At 62.5% G+C, this 20,996-nt stretch carries 20 protein-coding genes; 11 read left to right on the top strand and 9 right to left on the bottom strand.

Annotation, left to right across the window (positions count from 1 at the left end; all coding sequences use genetic code 11):
• Positions 1 to 2 precede the first annotated feature (2 nt).
• Complete coding sequence (zapE, locus tag AC3WKX_RS28605) at positions 3 to 1,118, bottom strand: cell division protein ZapE (RefSeq protein ID WP_003212435.1); 1,116 nt, start codon at positions 1,116 to 1,118, stop codon at positions 3 to 5.
• 220 nt (positions 1,119 to 1,338) lie between these two features.
• On the opposite strand from zapE, the gene AC3WKX_RS28610 reads away from it, so the two are divergent.
• Genes AC3WKX_RS28610 through AC3WKX_RS28640 form a run of 7 tightly spaced genes read left to right on the top strand, consistent with a single transcriptional unit; the run spans position 1,339 to position 7,682 of the window.
• A complete protein-coding gene (locus tag AC3WKX_RS28610; protein ID WP_424076633.1) occupies positions 1,339 to 1,839 on the top strand; it encodes a Csu type fimbrial protein in 501 nt (166 codons plus the stop codon).
• A complete protein-coding gene (locus tag AC3WKX_RS28615) occupies positions 1,833 to 2,375 on the top strand; it encodes a Csu type fimbrial protein (RefSeq protein WP_003212440.1) in 543 nt (180 codons plus the stop codon). Before AC3WKX_RS28610 ends, AC3WKX_RS28615 begins: the two co-directional genes overlap by 7 nt.
• An 18-nt stretch (positions 2,376 to 2,393) precedes the next feature.
• Complete coding sequence (locus AC3WKX_RS28620) at positions 2,394 to 2,930, top strand: Csu type fimbrial protein (RefSeq protein ID WP_032898768.1); 537 nt, start codon at positions 2,394 to 2,396, stop codon at positions 2,928 to 2,930.
• A 4-nt stretch (positions 2,931 to 2,934) separates the two neighbouring features.
• Positions 2,935 to 3,435 (top strand): Csu type fimbrial protein, encoded by a 501-nt coding sequence (locus tag AC3WKX_RS28625; protein ID WP_102605885.1) that lies wholly within the window; start codon positions 2,935 to 2,937, stop codon positions 3,433 to 3,435.
• Positions 3,436 to 3,461: 26 nt separating this feature from the next.
• Positions 3,462 to 4,247, top strand: a complete 786-nt coding sequence (locus tag AC3WKX_RS28630) for a fimbrial biogenesis chaperone (RefSeq protein ID WP_003212447.1) — start codon at positions 3,462 to 3,464, stop codon at positions 4,245 to 4,247.
• Positions 4,248 to 4,288: 41 nt separating this feature from the next.
• Entirely contained in the window at positions 4,289 to 6,682 is a 2,394-nt protein-coding gene (locus tag AC3WKX_RS28635) for a fimbria/pilus outer membrane usher protein (RefSeq protein WP_102605886.1), read from the top strand.
• A 37-nt stretch (positions 6,683 to 6,719) separates the two neighbouring features.
• Positions 6,720 to 7,682 (top strand): Csu type fimbrial protein, encoded by a 963-nt coding sequence (locus AC3WKX_RS28640; RefSeq protein ID WP_008431490.1) that lies wholly within the window; start codon positions 6,720 to 6,722, stop codon positions 7,680 to 7,682.
• Here the strand turns inward: AC3WKX_RS28640 and AC3WKX_RS28645 are convergent.
• Together AC3WKX_RS28645 and AC3WKX_RS28650 are read right to left on the bottom strand one after the other, a co-directional pair.
• Positions 7,679 to 8,431 carry an anti-sigma factor family protein gene (locus tag AC3WKX_RS28645; RefSeq protein WP_102605887.1) on the bottom strand — a complete coding sequence of 251 codons (753 nt, stop codon included), beginning with the start codon at positions 8,429 to 8,431 and terminating at the stop codon, positions 7,679 to 7,681. The genes AC3WKX_RS28640 and AC3WKX_RS28645 overlap by 4 nt on opposite strands.
• Positions 8,428 to 8,934: an RNA polymerase sigma factor gene (locus AC3WKX_RS28650; protein ID WP_003212456.1), complete on the bottom strand. Its 507-nt coding sequence runs from the start codon at positions 8,932 to 8,934 to the stop codon at positions 8,428 to 8,430. The genes AC3WKX_RS28645 and AC3WKX_RS28650 overlap by 4 nt, the downstream gene beginning before the upstream one ends.
• 171 nt (positions 8,935 to 9,105) lie before the next feature.
• Here AC3WKX_RS28650 and AC3WKX_RS28655 point away from each other — a divergent pair, with 171 nt between their 5' ends.
• Positions 9,106 to 10,188, top strand: coding sequence for a catalase family peroxidase (locus AC3WKX_RS28655; protein WP_087694665.1), 1,083 nt, complete (start codon positions 9,106 to 9,108; stop codon positions 10,186 to 10,188).
• A complete protein-coding gene (locus AC3WKX_RS28660) occupies positions 10,185 to 10,724 on the top strand; it encodes a cytochrome b (RefSeq protein WP_003212459.1) in 540 nt (179 codons plus the stop codon). Before AC3WKX_RS28655 ends, AC3WKX_RS28660 begins: the two co-directional genes overlap by 4 nt.
• 54 nt (positions 10,725 to 10,778) lie before the next feature.
• Here the strand turns inward: AC3WKX_RS28660 and AC3WKX_RS28665 are convergent, their stop codons facing one another.
• Together AC3WKX_RS28665 and AC3WKX_RS28670 are read right to left on the bottom strand one after the other, a co-directional pair.
• Complete coding sequence (locus tag AC3WKX_RS28665; RefSeq protein ID WP_003212460.1) at positions 10,779 to 11,930, bottom strand: M14 family metallopeptidase; 1,152 nt, start codon at positions 11,928 to 11,930, stop codon at positions 10,779 to 10,781.
• Between the two features lie 466 nt (positions 11,931 to 12,396).
• Positions 12,397 to 12,759, bottom strand: a complete 363-nt coding sequence (locus AC3WKX_RS28670; RefSeq protein ID WP_102369523.1) for a DUF6124 family protein — start codon at positions 12,757 to 12,759, stop codon at positions 12,397 to 12,399.
• A 129-nt stretch (positions 12,760 to 12,888) separates the two neighbouring features.
• Here AC3WKX_RS28670 and AC3WKX_RS28675 point away from each other — a divergent pair, with 129 nt between their 5' ends.
• Entirely contained in the window at positions 12,889 to 13,536 is a 648-nt protein-coding gene (locus tag AC3WKX_RS28675) for a LexA family protein (protein WP_102369522.1), read from the top strand.
• Here the strand turns inward: AC3WKX_RS28675 and AC3WKX_RS28680 are convergent.
• The 4 genes from AC3WKX_RS28680 to AC3WKX_RS28695 are packed head-to-tail and all read right to left on the bottom strand — an operon-like array spanning position 13,533 to position 19,074.
• Complete coding sequence (locus AC3WKX_RS28680; RefSeq protein WP_102605888.1) at positions 13,533 to 15,470, bottom strand: acetyl/propionyl/methylcrotonyl-CoA carboxylase subunit alpha; 1,938 nt, start codon at positions 15,468 to 15,470, stop codon at positions 13,533 to 13,535. The genes AC3WKX_RS28675 and AC3WKX_RS28680 overlap by 4 nt on opposite strands.
• On the bottom strand, positions 15,467 to 16,273 hold the full coding sequence (locus AC3WKX_RS28685; RefSeq protein WP_102605889.1) for a gamma-carboxygeranoyl-CoA hydratase: 807 nt from the start codon (positions 16,271 to 16,273) through the stop codon (positions 15,467 to 15,469). Before AC3WKX_RS28685 ends, AC3WKX_RS28680 begins: the two co-directional genes overlap by 4 nt.
• A 15-nt stretch (positions 16,274 to 16,288) precedes the next feature.
• Complete coding sequence (locus AC3WKX_RS28690; RefSeq protein WP_008431506.1) at positions 16,289 to 17,896, bottom strand: carboxyl transferase domain-containing protein; 1,608 nt, start codon at positions 17,894 to 17,896, stop codon at positions 16,289 to 16,291.
• 14 nt (positions 17,897 to 17,910) lie between these two features.
• The gene (locus AC3WKX_RS28695; protein WP_003212472.1) at positions 17,911 to 19,074 is read right to left on the bottom strand and encodes an isovaleryl-CoA dehydrogenase; all 1,164 of its coding nucleotides are present in this window, start codon (positions 19,072 to 19,074) and stop codon (positions 17,911 to 17,913) included.
• Between the two features lie 145 nt (positions 19,075 to 19,219).
• Between AC3WKX_RS28695 and AC3WKX_RS28700 the strand changes: the two genes are divergently transcribed.
• On the top strand, positions 19,220 to 20,851 hold the full coding sequence (locus AC3WKX_RS28700) for an AMP-binding protein (RefSeq protein WP_008431507.1): 1,632 nt from the start codon (positions 19,220 to 19,222) through the stop codon (positions 20,849 to 20,851).
• The last annotated feature ends 145 nt before the right edge of the window (positions 20,852 to 20,996 follow it).

Here is a 20,996-nt window from a genome sequence, read left to right on the forward strand (position 1 = left end):
CGTCACTCGGCAATAGGGGCGTGAATGGCGCTCATGATAGCGGGTTGCGGCCCGATCTTCTGCAACTGCCCCAGGCGGCTGGCGGTGCGCGCCAAATCGATGGCCTGGCCGCTCAGGGATTGCTCCAGCGGCTGCTCGCCGATCAGCACCAATTGCTTGTCCTGGTCGTAGAGCACGTCCACCAGGTTGATGAACCGTTGCTGGGCGGCAATCGGACAGTCCGCCAGGTGCGGCAGGCCGTCGATGATCCAGCGTTCATAGTCGCGGCACAGCTGCAGGTAGTCCATGACGGCGGTCGGTTGTTCGCACAGGTCGCTGAAGGTGAAGGCAATGCTGCGGTCCTGGTGCCAGCGGGCAGTCAATTGCCGGGCTCCGACGGTCAGGCTGACCGGGGCCTGATCCGCTGACGGCAGGCCCAGGGCTTGGCGTTGCGCGGCAGTCCCCGGCCACACGAACTGGCCAGCGCTGAACCGCTGATCGCCATGGGCCTGGGCCAGGCTGCGAAAATCCTGGGGGGCGCTGACTTCCATGACGTCCATGCGCGCGCTGATCAGCTCGATCACCGGCTTGAACCGCTGATGGTACAAGGGGTTCGGCAGCAACCCGGCGGGCGGATAATTGGAGGTTACCAGCACCCAGACTCCGCGCCGGAACAGGGCCTTGAACAGGCGGCTGATCAGCATCGCATCGCCGATATCATGTACGTGAAACTCGTCGAAGCACAGCACGCGGCAGCCATCGAGCAACTCATCCAGAGTCACGGCCAAGGCATCGCGCTGCTGGCGATGGGCAAACATTCCCTGGTGCAGACGGGCGAAAAAGTCGTGGAAGTGCACGCGCTGTTTCTCGGCAATCGGCAACGCCTGGAAAAAGCCGTCCAGCAACCAGCTCTTGCCCCGGCCGACGGCGCCGTGCAGGTACAGGCTGCGGGTAGGGCGCCCGGCCAGCAGATGGTCGGTTTGCCGGGCCATGGTCTCGATCACCTGTTGCTGGCTTGGGCTGAGGGTATAGCCCTGTTGCCGGGCCTTGCCCTGGAAGAATGCGCTGATACCGGGGGCGGCGGTGGTCGCCGCGGGTTTACCCAGCAACCGTTTGAGCAGGGGCGGTAAAGCAGCCAATGTCAGTCACTCTGTGTTTCGGTGGTCGCTCACTTTAGAGCGCCGGTTGCGGTTTGACCAATAGAGAAGCACGGCGCGAGCTATCTGGAAAAGGCATGGGTCAATGGATCCAAAACACCGACCTGACTGGCGGATTCCCTTCAAGTGACTAACCTCATACACAGCAGTCACCCCTGTATAAGGATTTGGGGCAGTGAAGGGACACGCAGTCTTGGCAATCATGAGCGCGATGCTCTGCAACACGGTTTATGGCGCACAGCTCCAGGTTGAGGTGCGTATCGACGTGCAGCGGGGGTGCCAGTTGGTCGGCACCACGCGTGAAGCAGGGATCGAGCAGCTCGGCGTACTGGATTTCGGCAGCGGCTCCCGGCTGGATGACCCGGCAGGCCCGTTGAGTGCAGCCTTGATCAGCCAGCGCCAGCCACGCCTGGAGTGCAACCCGGATACGCCGTATCAGATGCGTGTCGACGGCGGCCTGCATGGCGGCATCGGCGAAGTACGTTACCTGGGCGCTGCTGCCCCCTCGATCAAACCCATTCCCTATCGAATTTATGCCGATGCCGCACGCCGCATCCCCTTGGCCGTGGACGTACCGTTGAGCGGCCGTGTGCCCGATTCCGGCACGGTGGACTTGCCACTTTATGGACGCATCGAGCCGCTCAAGGAAATACCGGCCGTGGGGCGTTATTCCGACCTGCTCAAAGTGACGGTGACATGGTAAGCCGCGCCCTGGCCTGCATCGCGCTGGGCGGCCTGTTGCTCCTGGCCGAGGACGCCCAGGCGGCGGTCGCCGGGCAGATTCACGCACGGCTGGTGATTACCGCCAGTTGCCAGGTGAGCAAAGGCACCGACAGCGCGCCGGTGAGCCCGGATGGCGGCTCGGCCTTGCTGGATTTCGGCAGCCACGGACCCACTTGGGACAAGGGCCTGGGTGCCGGCATCAGTGATGGCGACAAGGCCGCGCTCGCGGTGTCCTGCAACCCGTCGGTGGTGAGCAGTTTCACCGTGACCATCGACGGCGGCGCCCATGGCGACGGCATCACCCGGCGCTTGAGCAATGGCCGGCAAACCATACCGTATCGGCTGTCGGCCGATCCTGCGGGCCGAAGCACCTACAGCATCGGCCAGCAACGCAATTTCGTCGTGACCAAGGGCGCACAGGTACCGATCCCGGTATTCGGCTCGGTGGTGGCGAATACCAGGGCCCTACCGGCCGGCATCTACACAGACACCCTGACGGTGACTCTGGATTGGTAATTCATGAGGATGGACATCATGCATGCACTTGTATCTAAAGCAGTTCTCCCATTGGTCGCACTGGCCTGGGTATCGGGTGCCCAGGCGGCCACGACGGTCACCGGGCAGATCAGCTCCACGCTGATCCTGACCAACAGTTGCCTGGTCAATGGCGTGGGCGGCACCACCGGTTTGAACTTCGGTACGATCAATTTCGGTACCACCAACAGCCAGTTCACCACGCAGTCCGGCCAGGTGCTGGGTGGCGGTGGAGGCGCGTTGTCGATCCAGTGTTCCTCGGGCACCTCGCCGGTGATCACTGTGGGTGCCGGGTCCCATGACGGCCAGTCCACGGGCGGCACCCGGGCGCTGTACGACGGCGTGGCCAACTATGTGCCGTATGACTTCTACACCGACACCGGGCATTCGACGCTCCTGGCGATCAACGGAACCATCAACGTAGGTGCGAGCACGGGCGTTGCGCAAACCGTGAACATCTACGGCCAGGCCGTGGGCAAGGCAGGTCTGCCGGCGGGTACCTACACCGACACGGTGTCCGTGCAACTGACGTTCTAGTGCCATGAAGCGGGCCTGCTGGGCGACGCTGGCGGTCATCACGGGTTGGGGAATGCCGTTGCCGTTGCTGGCGGTGACCAGCCAGACGATCCAGGTCAGCGCGACGATTGCCGCAGGCTGCCTGGTGGTGGGCGGCGGCACGAACTACGGCAGCCTGGCGTTCGGCAGCTATTCGTCGTTGTCCACCAGCACGGTGTCGGTGGCGCTGAGCAGCGGGGTAACGCTGCAATGCACTCCGGGAGTCACCTTGAACATGAGCGTCAACGGCGGCTTGTACAACGCCAGTGGCCGGCACATGCAACTCAATAGCGGCAGTGCCCAAGTGGCGTACCAGCTGTTTCAGGACGCGGCCCTGAGCCAGAGCCTGGGGATCAGTCAAAGCGTCAGCGTGGCCTACAGCAACGCGAACAATATAACCCTGCCGATTTACGGCCGGGTGGTGTTACCGGGTAATCAGCCTGGGGGGACGTACAGCGACGTGCTGCAGGTGCAGCTGTCCTGGTAAGGCGATTGGCATGAGGAGTGGAATCTATGTTTGCAGCTTCCCGGCGGTATTGGGTTGCGGGTTTTATCGGTCTGGTGGCGTTGGGCGCCGGGCAGGTCCAGGCTGCCAGTTCGGTGCTGATCTGGCCCATTGACCCGGTGCTGGAGGCCGATCAACAGGCCAGCGCCTTGTGGTTGGAGAACCGCGGTACAGAGACTGCCAACCTGCAGATCCGGGTATTTGCCTGGAGCCAGGGCGGGTTTGACGAGCAGTACCAGAACCAGCGCGACGTGATCGGCAGCCCGCCGGTGGCGAAGATCGAACCGGGGCAGAAGCAATTGGTGCGCCTGACCCGGACCCGGGAAGTGCCGCCGGGCCAGGAGTTGGCCTATCGGATCATCATCGACGAAATCCCCGCCGCCACCCCTGAAACCCCCGCAGCCGATGGCAAGACGGCCGCAGCCATCCGCTTTCAGATGCGTTATTCGGTGCCGTTGTTCGCCTACGGCGCAGGCCTGTGGAGCAAGGAAGACGCGACGCGCCAGCGCGACCCCAAGGGCGCGGGCAAGCCTGACCTGAGCTGGAAAAAAGTCACCGTCGGCGGGCGCAACTATGTGGAGATGCGCAACCAGGGCGCGGTGCACGCGCGGCTCACCGATGTGGCGTTCAAGCAGGGCGGGCAGACCCGGCCGCTGGTAGACGGCCTGCTCGGCTATGTACTGCCGGGCGCAACCATGCGCTGGCCGGTGCCACAAGGTGTCGCGGGCGATCAGCCGCTGCAGGTGCGAGTCAATGGCGCAGCGCAACTGGAGAACCTTGCGCCGGGACGGTAACGCAATGGAATAGGGCATGGAGCAGCCCTTGGTCTTAACGGATGGAGATGTCCATTGATGGACACAAAGCCTTGGTGAGCCATGGTTGGGCTCGTAGTCGATGGCGATCGGTGTGGGTGGTGGGCGGCCTGGCGGGCCTGGTGCTTGCGCCGCTTGGCGTGGCCGCGCCGTTGCCGCCGCCGCCCAGCAACATGGAGGCTGTTGCCGATGCACAGTTGTTCCTCGAGCTGGTGGTCAACCAGATGGACACTGGCCGGGTGGTGGCCGTGGATCAGCGCGCCGGCGGCCTGTTTGTGCCGGCGGCCACCTTGCGGGACGTGGGCATGAAGCTGCCGGCCGAGATCACCACCGAGGTCGCGCTGGACCACCTGCCGGGCCTGCACACCGATTACGACAGCCAGGGCCAGCGCCTCATGTTGACGGTACCGCCGGCATGGTTGCCGGCGCAGTTCATCGGCAATCGCGATAACTACCCGCGCACCCAGGCACTCACCAGTTTTGGTGCGTTGCTCAACTACGACGCCTACTTGAATGACACCGACGATGCGGGCACTTACCTGGGCATCTTCAACGAAGTGCGGCTGTTCGACACGTGGGGCACGCTGTCCAATACCGGCCAATACCGCACCACCTTTGGCGGCCAGGCCAGCGGCAGCACTTTGAACAATGGCTACCGGCGCTATGACACCACCTGGCGCTTTTCCGACGATGAGCGCCTGCTGACCTACGAGGCGGGCGACGTGATCAGCAGCGCATTGCCGTGGAGCAGTTCGGTACGCCTGGGCGGGGTGCAAGTGTCGCGGGATTTCGGCGTACGCCCGGACCTGGTGACTTACCCCTTGCCACAATTTGCCGGGGAGGCGGCGGTGCCGTCGTCGGTGGACCTGTTCATCAATGGCTACAAATCCAGCAGCGCAGATCTGCAGCCGGGCCCTTACACCTTGACCAACGTGCCGTTTATCAACGGCGCCGGCGAAGCGGTGGTGGTCACCACCGATGCCCTGGGCCGGCAGGTGTCGACCACCGTGCCGTTCTACGTCACCAGTACGTTGTTGCAAAAAGGCCTGTCGGATTTTTCCGTGGCGGCCGGTAATTTGCGCCGCGACTACACCATTCGGGATTTTGGCTACGGGCCGGGCGTGGCCAGCGGCACGTTTCGTTACGGGGTGTCGGACTACTTCACCCTGGAAAGCCATGCCGAAGCCTCAGGCGACCTGACCCTGGGCGGGCTCGGCGGCAACGTGCGGCTGGGCAACTTCGGGGTGCTCAATACCGCCCTCAGCCAAAGCCAGTTTGATGGCGAGACCGGCCAGCAACTGAGCTTCGGTTATCAATACAGCAACCAGCGCTACAGCCTGTCATACCAGCGAGTAGAACGCCGCGACCAATACGCCGACCTGACCCTGGTCGACACGCCTTATGCGAGCCTCAGCAAGCGCAGCGAGCAGGTGACCCTGAGCCTGAACCTCAACGATTTCGGCAGCATCGGTGCCGGCTATTTCGATGTGCAGGCGGCCGATGACTCCCGCACCCGGCTGATGAACCTCACCTGGAGCAAACAGCTGTGGCGCAACACCAGTTTCTATCTGTCGGCCAACCGTGAGGTCGGTGACAGCAACTGGGCCATGCAGGCGCAACTGGTGATCCCGTTCGACGTCTACGGGAGCCTGGCCTTGAGCAACGAGCGCAGCCAGGCCGGCGAAAGTCGCCAGCGGGTCAACTACAGCCGGGCGGTGCCGTCCGAGGGCGGCGTGGGCTACAACCTGGGGTATGCCAGTGGCGACGGCCCGGCCTATCGACAGGCCGACCTGACCTGGCGCATGCAGTCGGTGCAATTGCAGGCGGGCGTGTACGGCAGCAGTGACGCCGAGACCCGTTGGGCGGATGCCAGCGGTTCGTTGGTGTGGATGGACAAGCAAGTGTTCCCGGCTAATCGGGTGAATGACGCGTTTGTGGTGGTGAGCACCGATGGTTATGCCGGGGTGCCGGTGCTTTACGAAAACCAGCTAGTGGGTGAAACCGATCGCAACGGGCATCTGCTGGTGCCGTGGAGCAGCGCTTATTACCGCGGCAAATATGAAATCGACCCGCTGAACCTGCCGGTCACCGTGCAGACGCCGAATGTCGAGCAGCGGGTGGCGGTGCGTCGCGGCAGCGGCTATTTGCTGGAATTCCCGGTGCGCCGGGTGATCGCGGCCAGTATCACCCTGGTGGATGCCCAGCATCAGGAACTGCCCCTGGGCAGCCAGGTGCGTCACGAGCAAACCGGCGCGCGGGCGGTGGTGGGTTGGGACGGCCTGGTGTACCTGGAGAACCTGGCGGCCCACAACACCTTGCAAGTCACTGTGGGTGAGGGCCGTACCTGCCAGGCAACGTTCGATCTGGATATCAACGAAGCACAGGTGCCGCTGATCGGGCCACTGGTTTGCCAATGAGATAAGGAGTGTGGGTGTGCGGGGCAAGGAATGCATAGTGGGGCTGCTGGTGCTGGCGGGGCTGGGCTTTTCGACACAGGTGATGGCCGCGTGCTCGGTGCCGGGAACCACCTCGCCGGCCGGCTTTGGCTCGATCAGTTCGATGACGGTGCGCACCGCTCCCCAGACCAGTTCCACCACCAATGCCGGCTTGAATTGTGGGGCCACGCTGATCTCGTTGCTGGCAGCCAATGATCACTTCTATGCAACCATCACGTCGGCCACCAGCGGCATGGTCGGCCCCACTGGGGATATCATCAGCTATACGATCTACGGCAGTAACAGCACCAGTTATCCGATCACCCGTGGAACCCAATTCGATTTCGGTGCCACCGGCATCGCCCAAAGCCTGGGGCTGGTATCCGGGCCGGGCACGAAAACCGTGCCGCTTTATCTGAGTTCCATCATCGGTAGCAATGTGGCGGCCGGCCTTTATACTGAGACACTAAGCATTGCCTGGACCTGGAATTATTGCTCGGTCCTCGGTGTGGGTTCTCTCTGTGTCATACGGGACACCGGCAGTGGCACGGCTTCCCTGACCGTCAGCATGACCGTGGCTAACGACTGCACAATCTCTGCACCCAACATCGCCTTCGGCAGTGCGCCGGTAGTCAGTGGTTTTTCCAGCGTGAACGGGCAGGCCACCATTGCCTGCACCAAGGGCAGCGCCTACACCGTGGGCATCAGCGATGGCCAGAACCCGGTGAGTGTGGGTGGGCAGCGGCGGATGGTTTCTGGCAGCAATTTCCTGAATTACGACATTTTCAAAAGCGCCACCACCACCCGCTGGGGCAGCGTGAGCACCGCCCGGCGCGCCAGCTCAACGGCTGAGGTGAATCCCGGGAATGGCTTGGGTACCGGTAGCCAGGTGTTCAACTACAACGCCGCGATCTATACCAACCAGACAACACCGCCGGCCGGCACCTACGTCGATAACGTGGTGCTGGATGTGGCCTTCTAGAACCGCATCGTCTGCTTGAGCATCTGCGTGGTCGACGGGTCTTGCGGGCTGACCATCGCATAGTTGTAGCCCGCGCCCGACCAGTATTCGGCCTGCAGGCCGTCGGCACTGCGGCTGCCACGAGGCAGGAATTTGTTTTCCGGGCCCGGCGGACGGATATAGAAACTGATGCGCCGCCCTTGGGGGTCTTCATACAGCACCATGGCCGCCGCGCCTTGTTCGGTGCTGAGCAGGCGCCCGCTGACCGCCTTGAACCCGGCCTGGCTCAGGTCCGGCAGGCGGTAGGCCTGGTTGAAGTAACGGTCGAGCCAGCCTTGCATGTCGCCACCGCTTTGCACGTGGTAGTCGGCGGGCAAGATGCCGTCCTGGGCAAACAGGCGGTAGGCCTGCATCGCGTCGCTCATGGGCGCCATGCTCTCGAGCAGCGTGGCCTGGCGGGCCTGCCAGCCGCCGAGGCCGCCGACACTGACGGCAATCAACAGCATGGCGGCGGTTGCGAGATGGCGGCGTGACTGGCGCTTGACCCGCTGGCGAATCAGGGCCGGGTCCAGCTCGGGGTTGGCGGGTTGTTGCAGTGCGCCGCTCAACGATGCCCGCAGGTGCTGCGCGTCCTGTTGCCAGGCGTGCACCTGGGCGGCGACGTCCGGGTGGGCCGCCAGCCAGGTGTCGAGCTGGCGGCGGTCGGCGTCCAGGAGTTGGTGATCGACGTAGGCATGCAAATCGCGTTCGCTGGGAGGCAGGCTGATCATTTGAGTATCCGCAGGGCAGGGCTGGTGATTTCGCCGTCGCTGAGCTGGCGCAGGGCCTGGCGCGCGCGCGACAGGCGAGACATCACGGTGCCCACGGGCACCTCGAGGATGTCGGCGACTTCTTTGTAGCTCAAGCCTTCCACCGAGACCCACAGCAGCAAAGCGCGCTGTTCGGTGTTCAATTTGTCGAAGGCTTGCAGGGTCGATTGCGCGATGACGGTGCGCTCGACCGACGGCTGCGAATCATCGCGGCCGGTGAAAAATTCCAGCATGCGTGTGTACCGCCGGGAGCGCCGATGGGCGTCGAGGAACTGCCGGTAGAGGATCGAGAACAGCCAGGCGCGCAAGTCGCCTTCGAGGCGTTTGTCGGCCCAACTGATGATCGCGCGCTCAAGGCTCGCCTGCACCAGGTCGTCGGCGCTGCTGGTGTTACGCGTCAGGGACACGGCAAAACGCCGTAACCTGGGGATGAGTTCACGTAACTGTTCGTCGAGTTCGTGCATGGGATTCTGGCTAGTCACTACGCTGGGACTAGGAAGACGTCCGGCGTTGAAGGTTATTCCAGGCCAATAAAAATAAACAGCAGGCCAGGGAATAGAGTGCGCTGGCGTTCGTCCCAAGTGTTCCGACCTTATGTTTCACCCACTCAAGGCCTTGGGCCCTGGAGTTATTTCATGGTAGATCACTCATCACCGCCCCGTCCGCCGCTGAGCACCGCAAGCCTGATAATTCGGTTGGCCAGCATCGGCGTGGTGGTTGCCGTCGTGGCCGGGGCGTTTGCCTACGTTAACGGAAGCCTCGACCCACAGCGATTGCGTCCCAAAACCCTGGTCAATGCCTTGGAAACCAACAACGGCTTGCACCCTGGCTACCGGCGCAACCATGCCAAGGGCGTGTGCGTGGCCGGTTATTTCGAGAGCAGCCCCGAGGCGCGCCAGTACTCCAGTGCCCAGGTATTCAGCGAGGCGCGTACCCCGGTTATCGGGCGTTTTGCGCTGCCCAGCGGCAACCCGTATGCGCCGGACAGCAGCGTGCCGATCCGCAGTTTTGCCTTGCAGTTCAACTTGGTCAACGGCCAGCAATGGCGCACCGGGATGAACAGCATGCCGGTGTTCCCGGTGGGCACGCCCGAGGCCTTCTTCGAGATGCTCAAGGCCGGCGCACCTGACCCGGCCACCGGCAAGCCGAACCCGGCAGGCATGCCGGCGTTCTTCGCGGCGCACCCCGAGACCGCGCCGTTCCTGGCCTGGGTCAAGACCGCCAAGCCGTCTGCCAGCTATGCCACTGAAACCTATAACGGCATCAACGCGTTTTACCTGGTAAACGCCAGCGGCCAACGCCAGGCCGTGCGCTGGGGCGTCGTACCGCAAAGCCAGGATGCTGCGGGGGCCACGGCGCCCGCCGGCAGCGACTTCCTCGAAAAAGACCTGGCCCAGCGCCTGGTGGCCGGGCCGTTGCGCTGGCAGTTGAACCTCACCCTGGCCAACCCGGGCGACCCGGTAGATGACGCCAGCAAGACCTGGACCGGTGAGCACAAGGTGCTGAATGCCGGGACCCTGGTGCTGGAAAGCAGCCAGCCGCAAATGGACGGTGATTGCCGTGACATCAACTTTGATCCACTGGTGCTGCCGAGCGGTATCGAAGCCTCGAATGACCCATTGCTGGCCGCCCGTTCGGCGGCGTACGCCAGTTCCTACCTGCGTCGCACCAGCGAAGTCAGCCAGCTGCACAGCGCCCCTCAGGAGTCGAAGCCATGAATGCCCAACCCCGGTTTTTCGCCCCGCTGGCGCGGCTGCTGCATTGGCTGATGGCGTTGATGATCATCGCCATGTTGTTTATCGGCGCGGGCATGGTGGCCTCGGTTTCCGAACGCCATGAGTGGCTGATCCACCTGCACAAGCCGCTGGGCATTGCGATCCTGGCGCTGGTGATCGTGCGCCTGGTGGTGCGTTTTTCCACGCGCCAGCCGCCGCTGCCTGCCGACTTGCCGCTGTGGCAAGTGCTGGCGGCCAAGGCCTCCCACGTGGTGCTGTATGCGTTGATGCTGGTGTTGCCGCTGCTGGGCTGGGCGATGATTTCAGCGGCCGGCGACCCGGTGATGCTCAGCAGTTCGGTGCAGTTGCCGGCGCTGGTGGGGGCGAATGCGCCGTTGTTTGCCGTGTTGCGCAAGGCTCACGGTTACCTGGCGTATTTGCTGTTTCTGACGGTGTTGTTGCACCTGGCGGCGGCGCTGTTCCACGGTTTGATCCGGCGTGACGGTGTGTTGCAAAGCATGACCGGCAGCAAGGACTGAAGCCTTCCCCGGCGGCGGTTGCTGTGAGGCAGCCGTCGCCGGGATCGTGGATGTTTAGCGCAATACGCCGACGATATCCGCCACGCTGCTCAACACGTCCTTGCCCAACTGCATCGAGCGTTTGCCCGACCAGCCGGTGTGCGGGTTGGGCGCGTCGTCGTTGTCCTTGAAGGGCATTTCCAGGGTCAGGGACAAGCAATCGAACTTCTCGCCGACGCTGTTGCACGCCAGGGTCATATTGGCTTCGCCCGGCAAATCGCGGGTGTAGCCATGCGCGGTCTGAAAATCCCGGGTGAGGTTGCTCAGGTGGCTGCGGAAGTGTTTTTCCAACTGCTCGATACGTGGCGTGTAGCCCGGGTTGCCTTCACAACCGGCGGTGAACACATAGGGGATTTCCTCGTCGCCGTGGATATCCAGGAACAGGTCAACGCCGTACTTTTCCATTTGTTGCTGGACGAACAGTACTTCGGGGCTGATCTCCTGGCTCGCACTCTGCCAGGCGCGGTTGAGGTCCTGGCCCATGGCGTTGGTGCGCAGATGCCCATGGAACGCACCATCGGGGTTCATGTTCGGTACCAGGTACAGGTCGGCGGCGGCCAGGAGCTTTTTCAGCTCGGCGTCACCGTCCTGTTGCAGGCGCTCGATGATGCCTTCCATAAACCATTCGGCCATGTGCTCGCCGGGATGCTGCTGGGCGATGATCCAGACCTTGCGCTTGTTGGCCTCGCCCTTGCCACGGCGCAGCAGTTGGATATCACGGCCTTCGACACTTTTGCCGGTGGCCAGCAATTGCGTGCCAGCGCGGTTCAGCGCCTGGTCGATCAGCCAGTCGTGGCGTTCGCGGCTGTAGGGTTCGAAGTAAGCGAACCAGGCCTGTTTTTCACGGGTTTCGAGGGTGATGTGCAGCGTTTCGCCATCAAAGCGGGTGGGCACCCGGAACCAGTTGATATGGTCGTAGGACGCCACGGCGTTGTAGCCGCTCCAGGCGTGCTTGTAGGACGAGTGGCCGGCATTGCTCAAGCGGAAGGTGTGGGTGTGACCCACATGCATGCCTTCGGCCTTGAAGTGGAACCACTGGTAGTGCTGGCTGCGCGTATCGGGCTTTATCGCCAGCAGCAACTGGTGAGCATCACTGGCGTCGAGCACCTGGATATTGCCACTGTCGAAGTCGGTGCTGATCTTGATGGAGGTCAAGGCCACGGTCATAGTCTGGTTGCCTGAATATGAGTGTTGTGGCGGCATTTTACACCGGAGCGGGGCAAAGCCTGGATGCAATTTTTGCGGGTGAAGAGGGGGGCGTCGTCCATGACGCCGCCGCAGCTTAGAATCTATGAGATTGATTCTCAAGTGCTATTTTTGAAAGAACCGGCCTAGAGCGCTCGATCGACTTTCTTTTGGCGATGGTCTTTTGCTACCATGCGCGCCATCAAGCAACACACAGTCTTCATTAGCCTGAAGTCACGCCAGGGAAAAACTGGCAAAAAAAAGACCCGGCCAAAGAGCCGGGTCAAAAACCGTGATTAGCCTGATGAGGAGATATTCCAAGAGTCCGACCTAAGGTCTCTTGGTCTATCGACTGATCTCGCGATCAGCTAGGTCCAATAATAATCATTATCATTTGCAAGTCAAATGTTTTTATCCCTCGGATAGAAATATTTTTCCCGCGTGCCTGTTACAGGCTGGCCGGCTGTTCGGCACCCCTCGCCGAAAGCCGCAGTGACCGCTCCACCATCACCTTCGCCATATCAATCAAATAGACCACTGAAAACGCCAGGTCCCGGCTATTGCCGTGGGCGCTGTTTGCCGATTCGTACGCAGTGGCCGCGGCGCTGCGCAGCAGGTCGGAGGCGTGGACCAGGGCCTCCTCGTCGCTGATGCCGGGCTTGACCTCGAACAACGTATCGTCAACGGAGGGCGGTGCGGCATCCTCTTTCAGGTAATAGTCCAGCGCGCGTTGGGCAGCGCCACTGCTGCGCAGGAACAGCCGTTCGTCTTCATCGCAGGTGTCGGGCAGGGTATACGGGGTGGTCGTCATAAGGGCAGTGCTCTGTGTGGGTGTCGAAAGCCTGCAATCGATATTAGTACTAATCGTATTTATGGCGTTTTATTGATTACTACAAACTGTTTATTGTCGTGGTGAGTACACAACGTATTGTCAGGGCCCATGGATAAATGGATAGCGTTGGTCAAGGCCAACATGAAAGACCGCAAGGTCACGCAGGACCAACTGGCGTCGCGCCTGGGCATGTCTCAGGGCGGGGTCGGCCACTGGCTGAACAAGCGTCGGGTGCCGAGCCTTGCCGATATGAACCGGGTGATGCAGGAGCTGGGCCTGGATGGGCTCGAGGTCGCGCTGGTGGTTCGCGAAAAAGCGCTCGCGGCGGTTGCCGAGGAACTGCAGCCGGCGCCGCACTACAACCCGAATTACCGTTACCCGGTGAGCGAAGGGAAGGGGGGCTACCCATTGCAGGAAGAACCTCGGCCGTACGGCGTTACTCGTTTTCAGATGAGCGACTATCACGCCCGTGGCAAGGCGTTCTGGATGCGCGTGACTGGCGACGCCATGACCGCCCCCAGCGGCTTGAGTATCAATGAAGGCACGATGATTCTGGTGGACCCGGCCATCCAGCCCGAGCCCGGCAAACTGGTGGTGGCCCAATGGGCATTTGATTCCCAGGCGATCTTGCGCAAATGGGTCAGGCAGAGCGGCCAGCTTTACCTGGTGCCGCTCAACCCAACGTACCCGAAGATGCTGTTCAGTGAAGAGTGCCGGATCATCGGCGTGGTGGCGCAGGCGGTCACGAGGTTTTAACTCGCGGCTTCCAGCTCCACCAGTGCGCTGCCTTCACCGACCATTTCGCCTTCCTGGCAGTACAGCGCCTTGACCACGCCGGCATGGGGCGCGCGAATGCTGTGTTCCATCTTCATGGCCTCCAGCACCACCAACTGCGTACCGGCTTCAACGGTTTGCCCGACTTCCACCAGCACTCGCACGATGCTGCCGTTCATCGGTGCGGCCAGGCCGCCCTGATGGGACTGGCTGGCATCGACGGCGGCAATCGGGTCGAACAGGCTGACACTGTGCACCTCGCCGTCCCAGCGCAAAAACACACTGCCGCCCTCGCGTACCGCCAGATGGGAGCGGCGCACGCCGTGCTGGTCGATCAGCAATTGTTCGCCGTGCAACTGGGGCGGGTTGATGCCGGCTTGCAGCATTACCAGGCGATCCTGGCCGTTGCAGCTCAGGTGCAGGGAAACCTCGCCCGGCAAGCCTGCGCGAAAACCTCGGGTGTCGGCCCAGGGCGAACGGGTGTCAGTGCTCGGTTGGGTCTGCATGAACGCCTGGCCGGCGGCCTGCCAGAACTCATCGCTCAACTCCCCTGGCACAGGCAGCAGCTCATCCTGATAACGCGGGATAAACCCGGTATCGAGCTCGGCAGCGGCAAACGCCGGATGGCCGATAATGCGCCGCAAAAAGCCCAGGTTGGTCTTCAGTCCACCCACGGCAAATTCATCGAGCATGCCCAGCAGCCGCAGGCGCGCCTGTTCGCGGTCCTCGCCCCAGGCAATCAACTTGCCCAGCATCGGGTCGTAGAACGGTGACACGTTGTCGCCTTGTTCGACGCCGCTGTCTACCCGGCGCCCGGGCCGTGGCGTGGATTCGCGGTACAGCGCCAGGTGCCCGGTGGCCGGCAGAAAATCGTTGGCCGGGTCCTCGGCGTACAGGCGCACTTCAATCGCATGCCCCAGCAGCGGCACTTGCTCCTGAGTCATCGGCAGCGGCTCGCCCTGGGCCACGCGAATCTGCCAGGCCACCAGGTCCAGGCCGGTGATGGCCTCGGTCACCGGGTGTTCCACCTGCAGCCGGGTGTTCATCTCCATGAAGAAAAACTCGCCCCGGGCGTCCAGCAGAAACTCCACGGTGCCCGCGCCCACGTAGCCGATGGCCTGGGCCGCACGCACGGCCGCTTCGCCCATGGCCTTGCGCTGCTCGGCACTCAGGCCCGGCGCCGGGGCTTCTTCGACGACTTTTTGATGGCGGCGCTGGATCGAGCAATCGCGCTCATTGAGGTACAGGCAGTGACCGTGCTGGTCGGCGAACACCTGGATCTCCACGTGACGCGGCTTGAGCAAATACTTTTCCACCAGCATCTGCGCATTGCCAAAGGAGGACAGTGCTTCACGCTGTGCCGAGGCCAACGCTTCGGCCAGTTGGCTGACGTCCTCGACCACCTTCATGCCCTTGCCGCCGCCGCCTGCCGTTGCCTTGAGCAGCACCGGGTAACCGATACGCTCGGCTGCCTGGCGGAAAGTCTCCAGATCCTGGGCGTCGCCGTGGTAACCCGGCACCAGCGGCACGCCGGCGGTTTCCATTAACGCCTTGGCGGCCGATTTGCTGCCCATGGCATCAATGGCCGAGGCGGGCGGGCCGAGGAAGATCAACCCGGCGGCTTCAATGGCGCGGGCGAACCCTGCGTTCTCCGAAAGAAACCCATAACCCGGGTGAATCGCCTGGGCGCCGCTGGCCTGGGCTGCGGCGATCAGTTTGTCGATTTGCAGGTAACTGTCGGCGGCCTTGCTGCCGCCCAGGTCCACACGAATATCAGCCTCGCGGGCGTGCCGCGCGTCACGGTCGGTGGCGCTGTGCACGGCCACGGTGGTCAGGCCCATGGCCTTGGCGGTACGCATCACCCGACAGGCGATTTCGCCACGGTTGGCTACCAATACGGTAGTAAGCGTCTTCATGAACGCGGCTCCTGAGGCTGCCAGTTGGGCGCGCGTTTTTGCAGAAAGGCACGCAGGCCTTCCTGGCCTTCGGTGCTGACGCGGATCCGGGCGATGGAGTTCTCGCAGTAGCGACGCAACGCTGGCGTCAGGGCACCGTGGCCGACTTCCCGTAGCAGGTCCTTGCTGGCGCGCATGGCCGCGGGGCTGTTGAGCAGCAGATTGGTAATCCACAATTCGACATGTATGTCCAAATCATCGGCAGGATAACTTTCCGCCAGCAAGCCGATTTCCCGTGCCCGCTGACCGCCAAAGCGATCCGCTGTGAGGGCATAGCGACGGGCTGCCCGTTCGCCGATCGCCTGCACCACGAACGGGCTGATCACCGCCGGCGCCAGGCCAATGCGCACTTCCGACAGGCAGAACTGCGCATCGTCGGCGCCAATCGCCATGTCGCAGCAACTGATCAATCCCAGGGCACCGCCGTAGGCCGCGCCCTGGACTACCGCCAGCGTCGGGATCTTCAGCTTGGCGAGGTTGTACATCAGCTCCGCCAGTTCTCGGGCATCGTCCAGGTTGGTGTGGTAATCCAGTTCGGCCGACTGCTGCATCCAGGCCAGGTCGGCGCCGGCGCTGAAGTGTTTGCCGCGCCCGCGCAGTACCAGAAAGCGCAGGGCCGGATCGCCTTGCACCCGGTCCAGGGCAATGATCAGTTCGCGGATCATTTCGGCATTGAACGCGTTGTTCTTGGCTTCACGACTGAGCCACAGCGTGGCAAAGCCACGGGGGTCGGTGATCAGTTCGAGGGTGTTGAAATCGCTCATGGGGTGCAGCTCCATTTACATGCGGAACACGCCGAAGCGGCTCGGCTCGATGGGGGCGTTCAGCGCGGCGGACAGGGCCAGGGCGAGCACGTCGCGGGTCTGCAGCGGGTCGATGACGCCGTCATCCCACAACCGTGCGCTGGAGTAGTAGGGGTGGCCCTGGGTTTCGTACTGGTCGAGGATCGGCTGCTTGATTGCCGCTTCCTCATCGCTGCTGAAACCCTGGCCGGCGCGCTCGGCCTGCTCACGCTTGACCTGCACCAGCACGCCGGCGGCCTGTTCGGCGCCCATCACGCCGATGCGTGCGTTGGGCCACATCCACAAGAAGCGCGGGTCGTAGGCGCGTCCACACATGCCGTAATTACCGGCGCCGAAGCTGCCGCCGATGATCACGGTGAACTTCGGCACCTTGGCACAGGCTACCGCTGTCACCAGTTTGGCGCCGTGCTTGGCGATGCCGCCGGCTTCGTATTTCTGGCCGACCATGAAGCCGGTGATGTTTTGCAGGAACAACAGCGGAATCCCGCGCTGGCAGGCCAGTTCGATAAAGTGCGCGCCTTTTTGCGCGGCCTCGGCGAAGAGGATGCCGTTGTTGGCCAGGATCGCAATCGGATAGCCGTGCAGGTGCGCAAAGCCGCACACCAGAGTGGTGCCAAACAACGCCTTGAATTCATCGAACACCGAGCCGTCCACCAATCGCGCGATCACCTCGCGTACATCGAACGGTTGCTTGGCGTCGGCCGGAATCACGCCGTACAGCTCTTCGCTGCTATAAAGCGGCGCCAGCGGCGTGCGTTGTTGCAATTGCCCCAGCTTGCGCCAGTTGAGGTTGGCCACACTGCGCCGAGCCAGGGCCAGCGCATGTTCGTCGCTGTCGGCATAGTGGTCGGCCACCCCGGAAATCTTGCAGTGCACATCGGCACCGCCCAGGTCTTCGGCGCTGACCACTTCTCCGGTCGCCGCCTTCACCAGCGGCGGGCCGGCGAGGAAGATGGTGGCTTGCTGGCGGACCATGATTGCTTCGTCCGCCATCGCCGGCACATAGGCACCACCGGCAGTGCAGGAGCCCATCACCACCGCGATCTGCGGGATGCCCTGGGCGCTCATGTTCGCCTGGTTGAAGAAGATTCGTCCGAAGTGCTCGCGGTCCGGGAACACTTCATCCTGACGCGGCAGGTTGGCGCCGCCGGAGTCCACCAGGTAGATGCACGGCAGGCGGTTCTGCTCGGCGATGGTCTGGGCGCGCAGGTGTTTCTTGACGGTCAGCGGGTAGTACGAGCCGCCTTTCACCGTGGCGTCGTTGGCGACGATCATGCATTCGACGCCTTCCACCCGGCCAATCCCGGCAATCACCCCGGCAGCGGGCACGTCTTCGCCGTACACCTGATAAGCCGCCAGCTGGCTGAGTTCAAGGAACGGCGAGCCAGGGTCGAGCAAGCGATTGATCCGCTCGCGGGGCAACAGCTTGCCCCGCGACGTATGCCGCTCCTGGGCCTTGGCGCCGCCGCCTTGCTGCACCTGGGCGAGCAGGGTATGCAGGGCGTCGACCTGTTGGAGCATCGCTACGCTGTTGGCGGCGAATTCCGCCGAGCGCGGGTTGAGCTGGGTGTGCAGGGTAGCCATGGTGCGCGCTCCGTTCAGCGGGTTTCGTTAAACAGTTCGCGACCGATCAACATGCGCCGGATTTCACTGGTGCCGGCACCGATTTCATACAGCTTGGCGTCACGCAATAGACGGCCCGCCGGGAATTCATTGATATAGCCATTGCCGCCGAGAATCTGGATCGCGTCGAGGGCCATCTGGGTAGCGCGTTCGGCGCTGTAGAGGATCACGCCGGCGGCGTCCTTGCGCGTGGTTTCGCCGCGCTCGCAGGCCTGGGCCACGGCGTACAGGTAGGCGCGGCTGGCGTTGAGCTGGGTGTACATGTCGGCGACCTTGCCCTGGATCAGCTGGAACTCGCCGATGCTCTGGCCGAACTGCTTGCGGTCATGGATGTAGGGCACGATCAGGTCCATGCAGGCCTGCATGATCCCGGTCGGGCCGCCGGACAGCACAACGCGTTCGTAATCGAGGCCGCTCATCAGCACTTTCACGCCGCCATTGAGTGCGCCGAGGATGTTTTCTTCCGGCACTTCGACGTCATCGAAAAACAACTCGCAGGTGTTGGAGCCGCGCATGCCGAGCTTGTCGAACTTGTTGCTGCGGCTGAAGCCCTTCGAGTCGCGCTCGACGATAAACGCGGTGATGCCGTGGGCACCCTTTTCCAGGTCGGTCTTGGCGTAGATCACGTAGGTATTGGCATCAGGGCCGTTGGTGATCCAGGTCTTGCTGCCGTTGAGCACATACACACTGCCGCGTTTATCGGCGCGCAGCTTCATGGAGACCACGTCGGAGCCCGCGTTCGGCTCGCTCATGGCGAGTGCGCCGATGTGTTCGCCGCTGATCAGCTTGGGCAGGTATTTGAGTTTTTGCTCATGGGTGCCGTTGCGGTTGATCTGGTTGACGCAGAGGTTGGAGTGCGCGCCGTAGGACAACGCCACCGAAGCCGAACCCCGGCTGATTTCTTCCATGGCCACCACGTGGGCCAGGTAGCCCAGGCCGGCGCCGCCGTATTCTTCCGGCACGGTGATGCCCAGCAGGCCCATATCGCCGAACTTGCGCCACATATCGGCGGGGAACAGGTTGTCGATATCGATCTGCGCAGCGCGCGGCGCCAGTTCCTTGGCCACGAAGGATTGCACCTGGTCGCGCAGCATGTCGATGGTTTCACCGAGGGCGAAGTTCAGGGAGGGGTAACTCATGGACGGGCACCTTCTAGCGTTGTTTTTGTATGGTCAATACGCCGGGGAGGGCGATCACCTTTACGTTAACGTAAACTTGCGTTGCGGGCCTGTCAATCGTAGTTTACGTTTACGTCAACCTACAAAAAAGACAACAGGGGTCGTTATGGATCAATCGAATCAGAGCTACAGCCGCGGCTGTCAGGACAAGGCCTTGCTGGCCATGACTATCGGCCAGGCCTTTGATCAAACGGTTTCGCGCTACTCCGACGGCGAAGCCTTGGTCGTGGGCCATCAACAGCGTCGCTTCACCTGGCGGCAACTGGCAGAGACGGTTGACTTGCATGCACGTGCGTTCCTGGCCTTGGGGATGCAGGCCGGCGACCGCTTGGGCATCTGGGCCCCCAACTGCGCCGAGTGGTGCATCAGCCAGGTCGCCAGCGCCAAAATCGGCGTGATTTTGGTCAATATCAACCCGGCGTATCGCAGCAGTGAATTGGAGTACGTACTCAAGCAATCCGGTTGCCAGTGGTTGGTGTGCGCCGGGTCGTTCAAGACCTCCGATTACCACGGCATGTTGCAGGAGCTTCAACCTGACCTGCGCGGCATCATCAGCCTTGATCCCAGCCCGCCCCCGGGGTTTACGCCCTGGTCGCAATTGGCGGCCCTCGGGGCAGGCGTCCCGCCCGAGCAATTGCAGATCCGCCAGGCCGGCCTGCACTTCGATCAACCCGTCAATATCCAGTACACCTCCGGCACCACCGGCTTCCCCAAGGGCGCCACCCTCAGTCACCACAACATCCTCAATAACGGCTACATGGTTGGCGAAAGCCTGGGCCTGACGGCGCAAGATCGCCTGGTGATCCCGGTGCCGCTGTATCACTGCTTTGGCATGGTGATGGGTAACCTGGGCTGCATCACCCATGGCACCACGATGATCTACCCGAGTGACGGTTTCGACCCATTGCTGACCCTGGCTGCCGTCGCCGAAGAACAGGCCACCGGGCTATACGGGGTGCCTACCATGTTTATCGCCATGCTTGATCACCCGCGCCGCGCCGAGTTCGACCTGTCGCGCCTGCGCACCGGGATCATGGCGGGCGCCACTTGTCCGATCGAGGTGATGCGCCGGGTTATCAGCGAGATGCACATGAGTGAGGTGCAGATTGCCTATGGCATGACGGAAACCAGCCCGGTGTCGTTGCAGACCGGGCCGGATGATGACCTTGAGCGGCGTGTTACGACGGTTGGCCGGACCCAGCCACAGCTGGAAAGCAAGATTATCGATGACGCCGGTAACACGGTTGCTCGGGGCCAGGTAGGGGAGCTGTGTACCCGTGGCTACAGCGTGATGCTCGGTTACTGGAATAATCCTGACAGCACTCGTGAGGCTATCGACGAGGCGGGCTGGATGCACACCGGCGACCTGGCGACCATGGATGAACATGGGTATGTGTGCATCGCCGGGCGTAACAAGGACATGATCATTCGTGGTGGCGAGAACGTTTACCCGCGGGAGTTGGAGGAGTTTTTCTTTACTCATCCGGCGGTGGCGGATGTGCAGGTGATCGGGATTCCGGATGAGCGTTACGGTGAGGCGATTGTGGCGTGGATCAAGTTTCATCCGGGGCATGTGGCCAATGAGCTTGAGCTGCAGACGTGGTGCAAGGGGCGGATTGCGCACTTCAAGATGCCCAAGCATTTCAAGTTTGTGGATGAGTTTCCGATGACGGTGACGGGGAAGATCCAGAAGTTTCGGATGCGGGAAATTATGATTGAAGAGTTGAAGGGGGGGTGAGGGGTGTTTATCCGTTATTTAGGTAACGGCGGCTTATGGTTTCGCTCTTACAGCGAGTCACTTTGCAAAAAAGCGGCAAAGTAACCAAAGCGCTCTGCCCCGCCTGTCGGCGCCTCGCCTAGGCTCGGCGTTCCCTCACTCCGGC

Source organism: Pseudomonas sp. GP01-A4 (assembly GCF_058780865.1).